Source organism: Actinomadura sp. GC306, assembly GCF_004348665.1.
Taxonomy (GTDB): Bacteria; Actinomycetota; Actinomycetes; order Streptosporangiales; family Streptosporangiaceae; genus Spirillospora.
The window spans coordinates 1-14,080 of sequence record NZ_SMKM01000180.1 but is presented as its reverse complement, the minus strand read 5'-3'; the positions used below and the strand labels follow the sequence as shown (position 1 = coordinate 14,080).

The 14,080-nt window shown below is 71.9% G+C and carries 12 protein-coding genes; 2 read left to right on the top strand and 10 right to left on the bottom strand.

Features of this window, described 5'->3' with window-relative positions; translation table 11 throughout:
- Positions 1-411: helix-turn-helix domain-containing protein (locus E1200_RS22580; protein ID WP_131954063.1), on the top strand; the 411-nt coding region annotated here is incomplete at its 5' end.
- A 4-nt stretch (positions 412-415) separates the two neighbouring features.
- Here the strand turns inward: E1200_RS22580 and E1200_RS22575 are convergent.
- From E1200_RS22575 to E1200_RS22540, 8 genes are read right to left on the bottom strand one after another with little or no spacing between them, the layout of a single operon-like run.
- Positions 416-1,279, bottom strand: a complete 864-nt coding sequence (locus E1200_RS22575) for an ATP-binding cassette domain-containing protein (RefSeq protein WP_131954062.1) — start codon at positions 1,277-1,279, stop codon at positions 416-418.
- Positions 1,276-2,334 carry an ABC transporter permease gene (locus tag E1200_RS22570; protein WP_131954061.1) on the bottom strand — a complete coding sequence of 353 codons (1,059 nt, stop codon included), beginning with the start codon at positions 2,332-2,334 and terminating at the stop codon, positions 1,276-1,278. The genes E1200_RS22575 and E1200_RS22570 overlap by 4 nt, the downstream gene beginning before the upstream one ends.
- A complete protein-coding gene (locus tag E1200_RS22565; protein WP_131954060.1) occupies positions 2,331-3,317 on the bottom strand; it encodes a sugar ABC transporter substrate-binding protein in 987 nt (328 codons plus the stop codon). Before E1200_RS22565 ends, E1200_RS22570 begins: the two co-directional genes overlap by 4 nt.
- Before the next feature lie 45 nt (positions 3,318-3,362).
- Positions 3,363-5,213 carry a 3D-(3,5/4)-trihydroxycyclohexane-1,2-dione acylhydrolase (decyclizing) gene (gene iolD, locus E1200_RS22560; RefSeq protein WP_131954059.1) on the bottom strand — a complete coding sequence of 617 codons (1,851 nt, stop codon included), beginning with the start codon at positions 5,211-5,213 and terminating at the stop codon, positions 3,363-3,365.
- Positions 5,210-6,067, bottom strand: coding sequence for a 5-deoxy-glucuronate isomerase (gene iolB, locus E1200_RS22555; RefSeq protein ID WP_131954058.1), 858 nt, complete (start codon positions 6,065-6,067; stop codon positions 5,210-5,212). The genes iolD and iolB overlap by 4 nt, the downstream gene beginning before the upstream one ends.
- On the bottom strand, positions 6,064-6,999 hold the full coding sequence (gene iolC, locus E1200_RS22550) for a 5-dehydro-2-deoxygluconokinase (protein ID WP_131954057.1): 936 nt from the start codon (positions 6,997-6,999) through the stop codon (positions 6,064-6,066). The genes iolB and iolC overlap by 4 nt, the downstream gene beginning before the upstream one ends.
- Entirely contained in the window at positions 6,996-7,847 is an 852-nt protein-coding gene (locus tag E1200_RS22545; RefSeq protein WP_131954056.1) for a TIM barrel protein, read from the bottom strand. Before E1200_RS22545 ends, iolC begins: the two co-directional genes overlap by 4 nt.
- On the bottom strand, positions 7,844-8,878 hold the full coding sequence (locus tag E1200_RS22540; protein WP_131954055.1) for a Gfo/Idh/MocA family oxidoreductase: 1,035 nt from the start codon (positions 8,876-8,878) through the stop codon (positions 7,844-7,846). Before E1200_RS22540 ends, E1200_RS22545 begins: the two co-directional genes overlap by 4 nt.
- A 178-nt stretch (positions 8,879-9,056) precedes the next feature.
- Between E1200_RS22540 and E1200_RS22535 the strand changes: the two genes are divergently transcribed.
- A complete protein-coding gene (locus tag E1200_RS22535; RefSeq protein ID WP_131954054.1) occupies positions 9,057-10,592 on the top strand; it encodes a nitroreductase/quinone reductase family protein in 1,536 nt (511 codons plus the stop codon).
- Positions 10,593-10,601: 9 nt separating this feature from the next.
- Here the strand turns inward: E1200_RS22535 and E1200_RS22530 are convergent, their stop codons facing one another.
- Positions 10,602-11,096 carry a VanZ family protein gene (locus E1200_RS22530; protein ID WP_131954053.1) on the bottom strand — a complete coding sequence of 165 codons (495 nt, stop codon included), beginning with the start codon at positions 11,094-11,096 and terminating at the stop codon, positions 10,602-10,604.
- Between the two features lie 110 nt (positions 11,097-11,206).
- Complete coding sequence (gene lon / locus E1200_RS22525; RefSeq protein WP_131954052.1) at positions 11,207-13,603, bottom strand: endopeptidase La; 2,397 nt, start codon at positions 13,601-13,603, stop codon at positions 11,207-11,209.
- Between the last annotated feature and the right edge of the window lie 477 nt (positions 13,604-14,080).

Sequence of the window (14,080 nt, the reverse complement as noted above, 5' to 3'; positions counted from 1 at the left end):
GGGGTCGCGGGGCCTGTGGAGGTGGAGAATCTGGCGGCTGCTCGGCGGCTCGCCGTGTCGGCGCTGGGGGCTGCCGAGGCGGTCGGGCGGACGGGGGCGGTGCATGTGGCGGACGTAGCCGTTCTTGCGGCGGTGGCCGACCGGGCAGATCTGGCGTCCGTGCTGCTCGAACGGCACCGGGCGGCGTGGGCGGAGCTCGGCGCGAACGGCGAGCCGGTCGCGCGGGCGGTGTGCGCCTGGCTGGAGGCGAGGCGCGACGTGACCGCGGCGGCCGGAGCCCTGTTCGTGCACCCCAACACGGTGCGGAACCGGGTCCAGCGGTTCACCGAGGTCACCGGGATCGACCCGTCCGACACGTTCGGCGCCGTCAACGCCTGGTGGCTCTGCCGCACTTGGCTCACTCCCGGCTGACCGATCAGTCGTCGGCGGAGGGCAGGGTCCGGGCCTCCTTCTTGATGCGGGTGGCGGCCGGGGAGCCGGCCGCGTCCAGTTCGTGGGCGAGTTCCTCCAGCTCCCTTCCGCCGGCCATGAGGCCGGTCAGCTCGTCGCGGGAGATCTCGTCCTTGGTGTGGTAGCCGATGCTCTGGCCCCGGTTGAGGATCAGGAAGCGGTCGCCCACCGGGTAGGCGTGGTGCGGGTTGTGGGTGATGAAGACGACCGCGAGGCCCCGCTCGCGGGCCTGGACGATGTAGCGGAGCACGACGCCGGCCTGCTTGACGCCCAGGGCGGCGGTGGGTTCGTCCAGGACGAGGGCCTTGGCGCCGAAGTAGACGGCGCGGGCGATCGCCACGCACTGGCGTTCGCCGCCGGACAGGGTGCCTATGGGCTGGTCGACGTCGCGCAGGTCGATGCCCATCGCCGCCATCTCCGCGTGGGTGGTCGCCCGCATGAACGCGACGTCCATGCGGCCGAAGCCCTTGCGCTTCTCGGAGCCGAGGAAGAAGTTGCGCCAGACCGGCATGAGCGGGACGACCGCGAGGTCCTGGTAGACGGTCGCGATGCCGCGGTCGAGGGCGTCGCGGGGCGAGTCGAACACGACCCGCTCGCCCTGCACCTCGTAGGTGCCGGTGTCGTGGCGGTGCAGCCCGGCGACGACCTTGATCAGCGTGGACTTGCCCGCCCCGTTGTCGCCGAGGACGCACGTCACCTCCCCCTCGGACGCCTCCAGCGACACGTCCCGCAGCGCGATGACGTTGCCGTAGCCCTTCCCGACGCCGCTGAGCCGCAGCAGCGGCGCGTCCGTCCCGCCGGTCACGGCGCCGGTCATGGTGTCGGTCATGGTGTCCGCTCCACTCTGCGCCGGACGACCAGGTTCACCACGGTGGCGATGAGCAGCATCGCGCCGAGGAAGAACCGGAACCAGTCCGGGTTCCACTCGGCGTAGACGATGCCCTTGTTCGTCATGCCGAAGATGAACGCGCCGATCGCCGCGCCGATCGCCGACCCGTAGCCGCCGGTCAGCAGGCAGCCGCCGATGACCGCGCAGATGATGTACAGGAACTCGTTGCCGACGCCCTCGCCGGACTGGATCGTCGCGAACGCGAACACCAGGTGCATCCCGGAGAACCAGGCGCAGAACGCGACCCCCATGAACAGGCCGATCTTCACGCGGGCGACCGGGACGCCGACCGCGCGGGCGCTGGCGGCCGACCCGCCCACCGCGAAGATCCAGTTGCCGGTGCGGGTGCGCAGCAGGATCCAGGTCGCGACGGCCACGAACAGCAGCCACCACAGCACGGTGATCTTGATGCGGAGGCCGAGGACGTCCAGGTCGGAGGCGAAGACCGCGCGGGCGGCGGCGAAGCCGTCCATGTCGCGGACCGAGTCGCTGGCGACGTTGCCGGTGAGGGCCTTGGTCACGCCGAGGTTCAGGCCCGCCAGCATGAAGAACATGGCGAGGGTGATGATGAAGCTCGGCAGTCTCGTCCAGACGTAGAGCAGGCCGTTGACCATGCCGAGCGCCAGCGTCAGCGCCAGCGAGATCGCGACGCCCGCCCACACGTTCAGCGTGAACTGGTAGGCGGTCAGCGCGGCGATGAGCGCGGACGACGTCACCATGACCCCGGCGGACAGGTCGAACTCGCCGCCGATCATCAGCAGCGACACCCCGACCGCCATGATCCCGAACGTGGAGCTGGCGTACAGCACGGTCGAGAACGAGCCGGCCTGCAGGAAGGCGTCCGCGACGACCGAGAAGAACACGAACAGCGCCACCGCGCCGAGCAGGGCGCCGAGCTCCGGGCGGCCCAGCAGCCGCCGCAGCGGCGACCGCCGGGCCAGGCGCTCGTCGGGGCCCGGATCGGCCACCGGCGGCTCGGCGACCGCGTGGGTCACCGCGTCCCCCGGTCGGCGAACTCCTCCAGCCCGGCCGCGTTGTCCTTGGTGACGATCGCCGGGCCGGTGAGGACGGGGCGGCCGCCGCCGAGGACGTTGCCGTTGCGCTTCAGCAGCCACAGCGCGTCGACGGCCTCGTAGCCCTGCAGGTACGGCTGCTGGTCGACGGCGAACTCGATGTCGCCCGCCTTGAGCTGGGCGATGAGGTCCTTGTTGAGGTCGAACGTGCCGATCTTCGCCTCGCTGCCGACCTCCTGCACCGAGTCCACGGCGGTGGCGGCGAACGGCGCGCCGAGCGTCAGGATGCCGTCGATGCCCTTGTCGGACTGGAGCTTGGCGGTGATGGACGACTTCACGTCCGGCATGTTCGCGCCCTGGACGAACAGGTTCTCCAGCTCGCCGTCGAAGGTCTTGCGCGCCCCGTCGCAGCGGGCCTCCAGGCCCACGTTGCCCTGCTCGTGGATCACGCACAGCGCCTTCTTCGCGCCGATCTCGCCCAGTTCGGTGCCGGCCGCCTCGCCCGCGACCGACTCGTCCTGGCCGAAGTGCGCGAGCGCGCCGAGCTCCGCCGACTCCTCCTGCCCGGAGTTGATCGACACGACCGGGATCTTCGCGGCGGCGGCGCTCGCGAGGACGTCCTTCATCGCGTCGGGCTTGGCGAGGGTGACGATGATGCCGTCGACCTTCTTGTCGATCGCGGCCTGCACCAGCTGGGCCTGCTTGCCGCCGTCGGGGTCCGCGGAGTAGAGGAACTCGACATTGTCCTTCTCGGCGGCGGCCTTGGCGCCCTTCTGCACGATGTCCCAGAAGGTGTCACCGGGGGCGGAGTGCGTCACCATCGCGATCTCCAGCCGGGGGCCGTCGCCCGCCGTGTCCTCCTCGGCCTCCTTGCCGCCCGACCCGCTGCAGGCGCTCAGCGCCAGCACGGCGGCGGCCAGAACCGCGAGTCCCTGGGACGACCCGCGCGAGAAAACGCCTTTCATCGGATGTACTCCGTTTCTCCCCGAGTGGTCAGTGAGAGGAGTTGATCACAGATGGTGGCGCCGTGCGCGCCGATCCCCCTCATAACGGGCACGAGCCTCCCTGGTGGAGTCCAGCGCCGCCACCTCCGCGACCGGGACGTCCCACCATGCCGCACCCCCCGGGGGGCCTGCCAAGGGGTCCGTCTCGATGTGGATAACCGTCGTGCGGGCGGCCTTACGCGCCTCGCCGAGCGCCTCGCGGAGCTCGGCGACGGTGGCCGCGCGGAGCACGTCCGCGCCGAGGCTGGCGGCGTTGGCGGCCAGGTCGACGGGGAGGTTGCCGCCGTCGAGGCCGGTGGCGGTGCGGACGCGGTGGCGGGTGCCGAACCGCTCCGCGCCGACCGACTCCGACAGGTTCCCGATCGAGGCGAACCCGTGGTTCTGGACGAGGACGACGACCAGCTTGACGTCCTCGGCGACGGCCGTGGCCAGCTCCTGCGCCATCATCAGGTACGAGCCGTCGCCGACGAGGACGAACACCTCGCGGTCCGGGGCGGCCATCTTCACGCCGAGGCCCCCGGCGATCTCGTAGCCCATGCAGGAGTAGCCGTACTCGACGTGGTACCCCTTCGGGTCCGCGGCCCGCCAGAGCTTGTGCAGGTCGCCCGGCATGGACCCGGCCGCGCAGACCACGACGTCCCGGGGGCCGGCGGCCGCGTTGACCGCGCCGATCACCTCCGCCTGGGCGGGCGGTTTCGCGTTCCGGGGCGCGCAGGCCCGGTCGACCTGCGCGTTCCAGTCCGCCACCAGGTCCCGAGCCCGTTCCCGGTGGGCGTTCGGGACGCCGTAGCCGGCCAGCGCGGCGTGCAGGGCCCTGATGCCCTCCTTCGCGTCCGCGACGACCATGGTGCCCGCGAGCTTGGCGGCGTCGAATCTGGCGACGTTGACGTTGACGAACCGCACGTCCGGGCCCGCGAACAGGCTGTGGGACGCGGTCGTGAAGTCGCTGTAGCGGGTGCCGATGCCGAGCACGACGTCGGCGTCACGGGCGAGCGCGTTCGCCGCGGTCGTGCCCGTCGCGCCTATGGCCCCCACAGAGCGAGCGTGGTCCCAGGCAAGGGCGCCCTTGCCCGCCTGGGTCTCGGCCACGGGGATGCCCGTCTGCTCGGCGAACGCGCGCAGTTCAGCGGTGGCGCCCGAGTAGATGACGCCGCCACCGGCCACGATGAGGGGACGCTCGGCGGACCGCAGGACCGCGGACGCCTCGTCCAGCGCGGCGGGCTCGGGCAGGGGCCGCGGGATCCGCCACACCCGGCGGTGGAACAGCTCCTCAGGCCAGTCATGGGCTTCGGCTTGGACGTCCTGGGGCAGAGCCAGCGTGACCGCACCCGTCTCGGCCGGATCGGTGAGTACGCGCATCGCCGCCATCAGCGCACTGGGGAGCTGCTCCGGACGGTTGATGCGGTCCCAGTACTTGGAGACGGGCTTGAAGCAGTCGTTGACGGAAACGTCGTACGACCGGGCGTCCTCAAGCTCCTGCAAGACCGGGTTGGCCGGACGCGTCGCGAAGATGTCACCGGGCAACAGCAGAACGGGCAGCCGGTTGATGGTGGCCAGGGCCGCACCGGTCACCATGTTGGTCGCCCCAGGCCCGATGGACGACGTGCAGGCGAAGGTGGAGAGCCGGTCGTTCATCCGGGCGTAGCCGGAGGCGGTGTGCACCATGGCCTGTTCGTTGCGGGCCATGTAGTAGGGGAGGTCGTCGGCCTGCTCAAGCAACGCCTGCCCGATGCCCGCGACGTTGCCGTGGCCGAAGATGCCGAAGCAGCCCGCGAAGAAGCGACGCTCCTCCCCGTCCCGCCGGCTGTACTGCGCCCCCAGGAACCGGACGAGGGCCTGCCCCACCGTGAGCCTCATGGCCGTCCCTCCGCCGAGGTCAGCGGAAGACGCGGATCGAGCGGCTGCCCAGGCCAGGTGTCGCGGATCCACGCGTGCGCGGGGTCGTCGCAGATGCGCCAGGCACGCTCCGGTGACGGCCCGGCCATCACGTTCAGGTAGTACAGGTCGTGCCCCGGCGGCGCCATGGACGGCCCATGCCAGCCGTGCGGGATCAGGACCACATCACCGCTCCGGACCTCCGCCAGTACGTCGATGGGACGTTCGGGCCGTCCGTACACGCGCTGATAGGCCATGCCCCCGCGGGCGACCTCGAAGTAGTAGATCTCCTCCAGGACGGCCTCGTCCGGCGTCTCCTCGTCGTGCTTGTGCGGCGGGTAGGACGACCAGCAGCCGCCCGGCGTCAGCACCTCGCACGCGATCAGCTTCTCGGCGAACGGGAAGCCCTCCGGGGTCCCGAAGTTGTTGACCTGGCGGCTCGCGGGACCCGCCCCGCGCAGCTCGACCGGGACGTCCCCGGCGGGTCCGTAGCACGGCGCGAGCCGGGCCTCGCAGCGTGCCCCGGCCAGCGCGAACCTGCCGCGCCCGCGCACCGTGACCCGCGCGTCACGCGGGACGTAGGCGAAGTCGCTGACGCGGCTGAACACGTCGTCGCGGCCGTCGAGTTCGAACCGCTCGCCGTCGCACTCGACCGTGCACGACCCGGCGAGCGGCAGCACGATCGTCTCGAACTCGCCGGTCGGGAACGCGTGGGAGCCGCCGCCGGGCAGGTCGAGGATTCGCAGCGCCGAGTGCGCCCACCCGGCCGACTCGGGGGTCACGACGAGCGCGTACGGCTCCTCGGCGGCCGTGCCCGCGGGCAGGTGGTGCTTCATCGCCGCCCCTCCAGCAGTTCGGCGACCTCGGCGGCCGCGGGCATCGCGGCGGAGCAGGCGATGCGGGACGCGACGACCGCCCCCGCGGCCGCCGCGAACCCGATCGTCCGCCGCAGGTCCCAGCCGGCGAGGAGGCCGTGGCAGAGGGCGCCGCCGAACGCGTCGCCCGCGCCGAGCCCGTTCACGACGTCGACCTCGACCGGAGGCACCTCCACCACCTCGTCGGCGGTGGCCGCGAGGACGCCGTCCGGCCCCATCTTCACGACGGCGAGGCGGGGCCCGCGCTCCAGGATCGCTTGGGCGGCGGCACGCGGCTCCCGCTCTCCCACAGCGATCTCGCATTCATCCAGGTTCCCGACCGCCACGGACGCGCGTTCCAGGGCGAGCCCTGCCCAGTGTGGTGCTTCCGTGGGGTCGGCCCACAGCATCGGCCGGTAATCCAGGTCGATGACGGTCTGCCCGGGGTGTTCGCCGAGCGCGGTCAGTGTCGCCTCACGGCTGGGCTCCTGCGACAGCCCGGTGACGGTGGCCCACACGATCCGCGCCTCCCGTATCGCCTCTAGGTCGAGCTCATGCGCATGGATCTCCAGGTCCGGGGCCTTGGGGTAGCGGTAGAAATACAGGGGGAAGTCGTCCGGCGGGAAGATCTCGCAGAACGCCAGCGGGGTCGGCAGCCCTGGAACGGCCGTGACGAACCGGTCGTCGACCCCGTACTCCTTGAGCGTTTTGTGGACGAACCGCCCGAAGGGGTCGTCCCCGGTACGGGTGATGACGGCGGCGCTCCGGCCGTACCTGGCCGCGGCCACGGCGACGTTGGTCGGGCTGCCGCCGAGGTACCGGCCGAACGACTCCACGTCCTCCAGCGGCAGGCCCACCTGGTCCGGGTAGACGTCCACGCTCACCCGGCCCATCGTGATGAGGTCGAAGGTCATCGGACCACCCCGGCGAGGAAGTCGAGGCTCTTGCGAACGTCGTCGTAGGGGCCGGCCCCGTCTGCGGGCTCTTCGGTCAGGACGGTGTCCTGCTCCATGACGTACCAGCCTTCGTAGCCGGCTCCCTCCAGCGTGTGGACGATCCCGGGGATGTCAACGTCGCCGTCCCCAAGTGGCCGGTACAGACCGTCGCGCACAGCGTCCGTGTAACTGGTGCCGCCGTTGAGCACGCGGTCCGCGAGTCTCGCGTCCACGTCCTTCAGGTGGACGTGCGTAACGCGCCGCGTAGCGAAACGCACCAGCCACTGTGGGTCGGTGCCGCCGACCATCAGGTGTCCCGTGTCCAGGCACAAGGGGACGCTGCTTTCGCCCAGCACGCGTTCCACATCCGCACGGGACTCCACCACCGTCCCCACATGCGGATGCAGCGTGACAGCACGGCCGCGTGCTGCGGCGTACAGGGTGATGGCATCGAGGTTGGCCAGCAGGGTCGACCACGCCTTGGTGTCCAGGGCCGGCCGCTCGTCGTAGCCGTCCAGCCCGGTCACCGCCGCCAGGATGAGGACGCCGCCGACCCGGCCTAAGGCACGTTCGATGTCGGGCATGGGGTCGTACTCCGGATCGTGCAGAACCGTCGGGACGAAGGCCCCCACGAGACCCAGCCCATAGGACGCCAGCAGCTCGTCCCTCGTCCGCGGGTCACCGGGCAGGAAGCCGTCAGGCCCGAGCTCCGTCGCGGCGAGGCCGAGGTCGCGCATTTCCGCGAGGACCCGTCCCGGCTCCATCTGGTGGCCCCAGCCGGGGACCTCGCATACGCCCCAGGAGATCGGTGCCGCCGCGACCCTCATCGCCGCACCTCCTCGGTCCCGACGATGCGCCCCTCCCGCAGGGACAGCTCGCACGCCTCGGCGAGGTAGAAGGCTTCCAGGGCCTCCTCGGGCGGGCACGGATTGACGCGGCGGCCGGCGATCACGTCCACGAAGGCGCGGAGCTCGGCGTCGTAGGCGTCGGCGAAGCGCTCCATGAAGCCGCCGTAGGCGCGCCTAGGCTCGCCGCCCGGCGCGGCGTCCGGGTCGCCGTCCCGCTCGGGCAGCGCGGTCACCGGCGTCCGGTCGTCCATGCCCGTGACGATGCTGTCCTTGGACCCGAACAGCTCCAGCCGGGAGTCGTATCCGGCGGCGTTGTAGCGGGTGGCCGACACCTGGCCGAGCGTCCCGTCGTCCAGGACGAGCAGCGCGGAGCCGGTGTCGACGTCCCCGCACTCGCGGAAGAAGTCGTCGCCGCGGTTGGCGCCCGCGGCCATCACCCGGACGACCTCGCGGCCCGTGACGAACCGGATCAGGTCCAGGTCGTGGATGACGCAGTCGCGGAACAGGCCGCCGGAGGTCGGGACGTATCCGGCGGGCGGCGGCGCGGGATCGAAGCTGCACGACCGGACGGTGTGCAGCCAGCCGAGCCGCCCCGACGCCAGGGCCTCGCGCGCCGCGGCGTTCCCGCTGTCGAACCGGCGCTGGAACCCGACCTGCACCGGGACCTCGGCGGTGGCCGCCGCGGCGACCGCTTGGAACGTTCCATCAAGGTCCGCGGCGAGCGGCTTCTCGCAGAACACCGGTATCCGCGCGGCGACGGCCCGCTCCACCAGGTCCGCGTGCGCGTCGGTGGCCGCCGCGACGACCAGGCCGTCCAGCCCGGCGGCGAACAGGTCCGCGACCGCGTCCCGCGGCACGACGCGCGACGTCCGGGGCAGCCGGGCCGCGAGCTCGCGCGCCCGGCCGGGATCCGCGTCCGCGACATGGAGGTCGGCCACCTCGGGCAGTGCACACAGGGCGGCGGCGTGGCGCGCACCGATGCGCCCCGCGCCGGCCAGTCCGATCTTCATCGATCCCTCCCGGTCGGCGGTCAGGTGAGTCACGAGTGTGATGGAGCGTTCCAGGAGCGTCAACGGCCGGTTGCACGCCTTCCCGGTATTGGAGATGTCCGAAACCGGAAGGGTTACTCTTGCCCGGCGGGGCACCGGGGCCTGTCGTTCGCCCTGACCAAGCGCTAGGTTGTGGCGCATGCGGGTCTTCGTCACCGGCGCCTCCGGGTTCGTCGGCTCTTACACCGTGCGCTCTCTCCTGGCCGCCGGGCACCGCCCGCGCGCGCTGGTCCGCGACCCCGGCAAGGCGGCGAGGGTGTTCCGGACGATCGGTGTCGCGGCCGAGGACGTGGAGCTCGTCCCCGGCGACATGCTCGACGCCGGCACCGTCGCGGAGGCGCTCGACGGCTGCGACGCCGCGATCCACGCCGCCGCCGCCATCGGCGTGACCGGCCACCAGGGCGGCACCGGCGACGACATCGTCCAGGTCAACGTCCAGGGCACGCGCAACGTGGTCGGCGGAGCCGTCGACCACGGCCTGGCCCCGGTGATCCACGTGTCGTCGATCGGGGTGTTCGTGCCGCCCTCCGCGCCGGTCATCACCCCCGACGCCGCCCTGGCGACCCCCCGCACGGCCTACGGCAGGTCGAAGCTGGCCTCCGAGGAGTACGTGCGCGGCCTCCAGGCGGACGGCGCACCGGTCACGATCGTCTACCCGGGCGGCGTGTGCGGCCCCGACCAGCCGACGCTGGACGCGCTGCTGGAGGGGCTCGCCGCCGCGCTCGGCAAGGTGTGGCCGCTTCCGGGCGGCGGTGTTTCGGTCATCGACGTCCGCGACCTCGGCGAGGCGCTGGCACGTTCCGTCGAGGCCCGGCAGGGGCCGAGCCGCTGGATGCTGGGCGGCCACTACCTGACGTGGCCGCAGTACGCGGACCTCTGCGACCGCCTCACCGGCGTGAAGTGCCGCCGCGTCCGCGTCCCGAGCGGCGTCATGCTCGGGCTCGGCTCGGCGCTGGACGCGGCCAAGCGCGTCCGCCACTTCGAGTACCCGCTCACCCGGGACGCCGCCGAGTTCATGGTCACGCTCGTGCCCACCGACGACCGCCCGGCCCTGGACGCGCTGGACCTCACCCTGCGCCCCGTCGAGGAGACGGTCGGCGACGCCCTGCGCTGGCTGGCGGCGAACGGCCACCTCAGCCCCCGGCGGGCCGGCCGGCTCGCCCCCAAGGAGCAGCCGCCGAGGCCGACCCTCGTCCAGCGCACGTTCGGCCCCCTCTTCCAGCGCATCTCCGGCGCCAGGTGGTTCTCCAAGGTGGGGCCCAAGGTCGTCCCGCCCATCGACCGGGCCCTGCACAAGGTCACCGGCGGGCGCCTGCTGCTCGGCCAGCTCCTCGTCCCCAGCCTCGTCCTGACGACGACCGGCGCGGTCAGCGGCCTCCCCCGCCGGACGCCCCTCGCGTGCCTCCCGAACGACGACGGCGGCTTCTTCGTCGTCGGCTCGAACTTCGGCCGCGAGAAGCACCCCGCCTGGACCGGCAACCTCCTGAAGAACCCGGACGCGGAGGTCAGCTTCCAGGGCCGCACCGTCCCGGTGACCGCCCACCTCCTGGACGACGCCGAACGCAAGGAGATCTGGCCCCGGCTCACCCAGGTGTGGCCCGTCTACGACCGCTACGTCGAACGCACCGACCGCCAGCTGCGCATCTTCCGCCTCACCCCCAAGCGCGGCGGCTGACGGCGCCCGTCAGGTGCCGCGGAGGGTTCTGGACAGGCGGCGGCCTAGGAGGAGATAGGCGAGGACGACGCCGGTGACGTTGAGGATGACGTCGTCGATGTCGAAGGCGCGGCCCATGACCAGCATGCCCTGTACCCCCTCGATGGCCAGGGAGAGCATGGCCGCCACCAGGGCCAGGCGTATGGGGCCGCGGAGGGTCGTCCAGACGATGGGGAGCAGGACGCCCAGGGGCGCCAGGAGCGCGAGGTTGCCACCCACCTGGAGGACGGCCTCCTTGATGGGGCGATCCAGGTAGAAGCGGAGCGAGCGGCCAGGGTCGGTGTTGCCGCCTGCCTGGCCGTTGTCCTGGACGGGTGTCAGCGTCAGTTTGAACGCGAAGTAGAAGAAGACGCCAAGGGTGCCCAACGCGATCGCCACCGCGACCACGCGAAGGGCGACGATGTACCAGGGGACCTTCTTGCCCGGTGCCGCGGGCTGCCACATCTCCACCAACACGCGCCGCATCTTCCCGCTCCGTCATCAACCATGCGCGACCAGGCGATACAGCACGACCGAAAAAGGGATTGCTGCCGAAAAGCCCGCGCCGGGCGAAACCCGGCGCGGGCTTTCGGGGCTCAGACCGTCACCGGCGTGGTGGCGGGCTCCAGGGCCAGATCGAGCACCTCGCGGACGTCGCTCACGGCGAAGACCGTCAGGTTGTCCAGCACCTCGGCCGGGACCTCCTCAAGGTCCGGCTCGTTGCGCTTCGGCACGATCGCGGTGGTGATGCCGAGCCGGGACGCGGCCAGCAGCTTCTGCTTCAGGCCGCCGATCGGCAGCACCCGGCCGGTGAGCGACACCTCGCCGGTCATCGCCACGTCCGGGCGGACCGGCCGCCCCGACAGCAGCGACGCCAGCGCCGTCGTCATCGTGATGCCGGCGCTCGGGCCGTCCTTCGGGATCGCGCCGGCCGGCACGTGGACGTGCACGCCGCGGTCCTTCAGGTCGCCGACCGGCAGCTCCAGCTCCGCCCCGCGCGAGCGCAGGTAGCTCAGCGCGATCCGCGCCGACTCCTTCATGACGTCGCCGAGCTGCCCGGTGAGCGTCACGCCGGTGTCGCCGGTCTCCTTGTCGGCCAGCGACGCCTCGATGTAGAGGACGTCGCCGCCCGCGCCGGTGACCGCCAGGCCCGTCGCGACGCCGGGCACGCCCGTCCGCCGCTCGTTGCGGCTCAGCTCGACCTCCGGGGTGTACCTGGGGCGCCCCAGGTAGTCCTTCAGGTCGTCCGCGCCGATCGAGACCGGCAGCTCCGTCTTCTCCAGCGCCACGTTCGCGGCGATCTTGCGCAGTACCCGCGCGATCGACCGGTCCAGCGACCGGACGCCCGCCTCGCGGGTGTACTCCGACGCCAGCAGCCGCAGCGCGTCGTCGCCGAACGCCACCTCGGACGCCTCCAGCCCGGCCTTGTCGAGCTGGCGCGGCAGCAGGTGGTCACGCGCGATGGTGACCTTCTCGTGCTCGGTGTAGCCGTCCAGCTCCACCAGCTCCATCCGGTCGAGCAGCGGCGCGGGGATCGCCTCCACCACGTTCGCCGTCGCGAGGAACAGCACGTCGCTCAGGTCGAGCTCGACCTCCAGGTAGTGGTCGCGGAAGGTGTGGTTCTGCTCGGGGTCCAGGACCTCCAGCAGGGCCGCCGTCGGGTCGCCCCGGTAGTCGGCGCCGACCTTGTCGATCTCGTCCAGCAGGACGACCGGGTTCATCGAACCGGCCTCGCGGATGGCGCGGACGATCCGTCCCGGAAGCGCCCCCACGTAGGTGCGGCGGTGACCGCGGATCTCGGCCTCGTCCCTGACTCCGCCCAGGGCGACCCGGACGAACTCGCGTCCCATGGCCCGCGCGACCGACTCGCCCAGGGACGTCTTACCGACGCCGGGAGGACCGGTCAGCGCGAGGACGGCTCCGCTTCTGCGTCCGCCCACGACACCGAGGCCCCGGTCCTCACGCCGCTTGCGCACGGCCAGGTACTCGATGATGCGCTCCTTGACGTCGTCGAGGCCCGCGTGGTCGGCGTCCAGGATCTCTCGCGCGCCCGCGATGTCGTAGGCGTCCTCGGTGCGGTCGTTCCACGGGATGTCGAGGACGGTGTCCAGCCAGGTGCGGATCCAGCCGCCCTCGGGCGAGGCGTCGGACGACCGCTCCAGCTTGTCGACCTCCTTCAGCGCCGCCTCGCGCACCTTCTCCGGCAGGTCCGCGGCCTCGATCCGGGCCCGGTAGTCGTCCTCCTCGTCGGCGGGGTCGCCGTTGAGCTCGGCCAGTTCCTTGCGGATGGCCTCCTGCTGCTGCCGCAGCAGGAACTCCCGCTGCGTCTTCTCCATGCCCTCCTGGACGTCCTTGCGGATCGTCTCCGCCACGTCCAGCTCGGCCAGATGGTCGCGCGCCCACCCGATCACCATGGTGAGCCGCTCGACGACGTCCGGCGTCTCCAGGACCTCGATCTTCTGCTCGGCCGACAGGTACGGCGCGTACCCGGCGTTGTCGGCCAGCGTGGACGGGTCGTCGATCTGCTGCACGACGTCCACGACCTGCCAGGCGCCCCGCTTCTGCAGGATCGCGCCGACCAGGCTCTTGTACTCCTTCGCCAGTTCCTGCGCGCGCCCGGACGGCGGCGGCGTCTCGATCACGGTGCCCTCGACCCACAGCGCCGCGCCCGGCCCGGTCGTCCCGGTCCCGATCCGCACCCGCCGCACGCCCCGGACGACCGCACCCGGCACACCGCCGGGCAGCCGCCCCTCCTGCTCGACGACGCCCAGGGTTCCGATGCCGGCGTACTGCCCGTTCAGCCTGGGGACCAGCAGCACCTGCGGCTTGCTCACCGACCGGATGCCCGGCCCCTTCGACTGGGCCGCGGCCCGCGCGGCCTCCAGGGCCGCCCGCACCTCACCGCTCTCGGACAGGTCCAGCGGCACCACCATGCCCGGCAGAACGGCCCCGTCGTCCAGAGGCAGCACCGGCAGCGTCAGGGTCTCGCTCATGCTCAGCTCCAAGTCGTCTATCGGCACCCAACACAAGTTGAGTCATACACACTCAAGATTCCCGAGCCTCATTTTGTTTCCACGACAACGTTCGCCCACAGCGATCACGCCCCGCGACCCGCTGCGCCCGCCTCCACGAGCGGCCGGGCAATGCGGAGGCAAAGTCCGCTTGCGGATCATGATTCTTTGCGCCTGGGGCGGTTTACGTGCGCGTGACGTCGGGGTACCTAACGCAACGAGATCGTGACACAGAGTGAACGACCAAGCCTCGGGGCGGCAAAGCCCCAGGTGAGAGAAGGGAGGAGGGCCGGATGCACCACACAGAGCGTGACGACCGGCCGGCCGCCTCCCCGCGTGGCCCGGTCCGTGCGACCGAGGGCGATCGCGGCGCTGCCGACCGCGGCGGGCACCCACCCCCAACGGGTGCCGCGGTGCGGGCGCCGGGCGGTACACCTCGGGTCCTCGGCCGCACCGGAC

Bases quoted from the DNA above. Each gene is read 5' to 3' on its own strand.
- iolD (WP_131954059.1), bottom strand. From the start codon at position 5,213: ATGAGGCTCACGGTGGGGCAGGCCCTCGTCCGGTTCCTGGGGGCGCAG.
- lon (WP_131954052.1), bottom strand. From the start codon at position 13,603: ATGAGCGAGACCCTGACGCTGCCGGTGCTGCCTCTGGACGACGGGGCC.
- E1200_RS22545 (WP_131954056.1), bottom strand. From the start codon at position 7,847: ATGAGGGTCGCGGCGGCACCGATCTCCTGGGGCGTATGCGAGGTCCCC.
- iolB (WP_131954058.1), bottom strand. From the start codon at position 6,067: ATGAAGCACCACCTGCCCGCGGGCACGGCCGCCGAGGAGCCGTACGCG.
- E1200_RS22575 (WP_131954062.1), bottom strand. From the start codon at position 1,279: ATGACCGACACCATGACCGGCGCCGTGACCGGCGGGACGGACGCGCCG.
- E1200_RS22530 (WP_131954053.1), bottom strand. From the start codon at position 11,096: ATGCGGCGCGTGTTGGTGGAGATGTGGCAGCCCGCGGCACCGGGCAAG.
- E1200_RS22535 (WP_131954054.1), top strand. From the start codon at position 9,057: ATGCGGGTCTTCGTCACCGGCGCCTCCGGGTTCGTCGGCTCTTACACC.
- E1200_RS22540 (WP_131954055.1), bottom strand. From the start codon at position 8,878: ATGAAGATCGGACTGGCCGGCGCGGGGCGCATCGGTGCGCGCCACGCC.
- iolC (WP_131954057.1), bottom strand. From the start codon at position 6,999: ATGACCTTCGACCTCATCACGATGGGCCGGGTGAGCGTGGACGTCTAC.
- E1200_RS22565 (WP_131954060.1), bottom strand. From the start codon at position 3,317: ATGAAAGGCGTTTTCTCGCGCGGGTCGTCCCAGGGACTCGCGGTTCTG.